Source organism: Bradyrhizobium sp. (assembly GCF_016462955.1).
Taxonomy (GTDB): domain Bacteria; phylum Pseudomonadota; class Alphaproteobacteria; order Rhizobiales; family Xanthobacteraceae; genus Bradyrhizobium.
In genome coordinates this window covers 1-1,685 of record NZ_JAEMSD010000531.1, presented here as the reverse complement: position 1 = coordinate 1,685, position 1,685 = coordinate 1, and the positions used below count along the sequence as shown (strand labels likewise).

The 1,685-nt window shown below is 66.2% G+C and carries 2 protein-coding genes; both read left to right on the top strand.

The features are described 5' to 3' along the window. The coding region (locus JHD07_RS33590; RefSeq protein WP_291629973.1) for a LytTR family DNA-binding domain-containing protein at positions 1–795 on the top strand (795 nt) is incomplete at its 5' end. Positions 796–1,123: 328 nt separating this feature from the next. Then, positions 1,124–1,685: alpha/beta hydrolase (locus tag JHD07_RS33585; protein ID WP_291629971.1), on the top strand; the 562-nt coding region annotated here is incomplete at its 3' end.

Here is a 1,685-nt window from a genome sequence, read left to right as displayed (position 1 = left end):
GACGCCGCCTGGCGCGGCGACAGCTACGATGTCGGCCGGCGGCTGTTCTGGGAGATGTCGAGCATCGGCGTCATCCTGCTGTTGCTGCCGATCCCGCTGCGGGCCGTTCGCCGCATGCGCCGGATGCCCGGCCTCGCCGCACGCGCCGGGCTCGGGACGATCACCCTGCTCGGCTTCTCGGCGCTCCACATCGCGGGGATGGTGTCGGTGCGGAAGCTTGCGCTTTGGCTCGCCGGCGGCGCCTACGATTTCCGTTTCTCGCTCGCAACGATTCTCTACGAATTCCGCAAGGACGCCGTGACCTATGTCCTGATCGCGGGCACGATCTGGCTGCTCGACAGCCGGCGCGAGTTGAAGGCCGCCGCAGCCGCTTCCGCCTCGCCACCGGCCCCGCTGCCGCCACCGTCGTCTCTCGACACGATCTGGCTGCGCGACGGCACGAGCCGGATTCGCGTGGTGCCGCGCGACATCCTGTGGGTCGCGTCCGCCGGCAATTACATCGAATATTGCCTCGCCGATGGCACCCGGCATCTGATCCGGGGCACGCTCGCGGCGGCGGAAAGCGAGTTGGGCCGGTACGCCATCATTCGCGTTCATCGGACCCGGCTTGCCAATCTCGACCGGGTGCGCGAGGTCGATCTCAAGCCGTCAGGAGATTTCGAACTCGCCTTCGACAATGGCCAGGTGCTGGGCGGCAGCCGGCGCTACCGCCCGGCAGTCGCCTCGCTCGGACGCCGAGCCGTCCCGGCGGCAAGCAATCCCGCCGATCCACCGGCAATCCATAAACAATCGTGATTCCAGATGGTTGGGCGCTGCCGATGGCGAGCCCCCGGCCTTTTGCTGTCATTCGGTTCAATGCAGGCGGGGTCCGGCCGCGCAGCCGGGCCGAACATGACGCTGGGATGACCGGCTAAGCTGTTGAGCCCATTGAGAGATGTCGAAGATGCTTGCATTTTGACCCTTGCCTCGTGGTAGAAGCGCGCGTCAGTTCACCCGCGCGCCACTCGCGCATCACCCGACGGCGCGCCTCTCCTTTCATCCGTGCTCTCGCCGGCGACGCCACGAGAGCGCAATTGGACGATTGCGCAGGGATCACCTCCAAGGGACGTAGTCAGAGACATCCATGCCTGAAGTCATTTTCACCGGCCCTGCTGGCCGTCTCGAAGGCCGCTACCATCCGGCCAAGCAGAAGAACGCGCCGATCGCGATGATCCTGCATCCGCATCCGCAGTTCCACGGCACGATGAACCATCAGATCGTGTACCAGTGCTACTACGCGTTCGCGCATCGCGGCTTCTCGGTGCTGCGCTTCAATTTCCGCGGCGTCGGCCGCAGCCAGGGCTCGTTCGACCACGGCACCGGCGAATTGTCGGACGCGGCCGCGGCGCTCGACTGGGCCCAGACCATCAATCCCGAAGCGCGCGCCTGCTGGGTCGCCGGCTTCTCCTTCGGCGCCTGGATCGGCATGCAGCTCCTGATGCGCCGCCCCGAGGTCGAGGGCTTCATCTCGATCGCGCCGCCCGCCAATCTCTACGACTTCTCGTTCCTCGCGCCCTGCCCGTCCTCAGGCCTGATCGTGCACGGCGAGAAGGACGCGGTGGTGCCGCCCAAGGACGTCAACACCCTGGTCGAGAAGCTGAAGACGCAAAAGGGCATCGTGATCGACCAGCAGATCATTCCCGGCG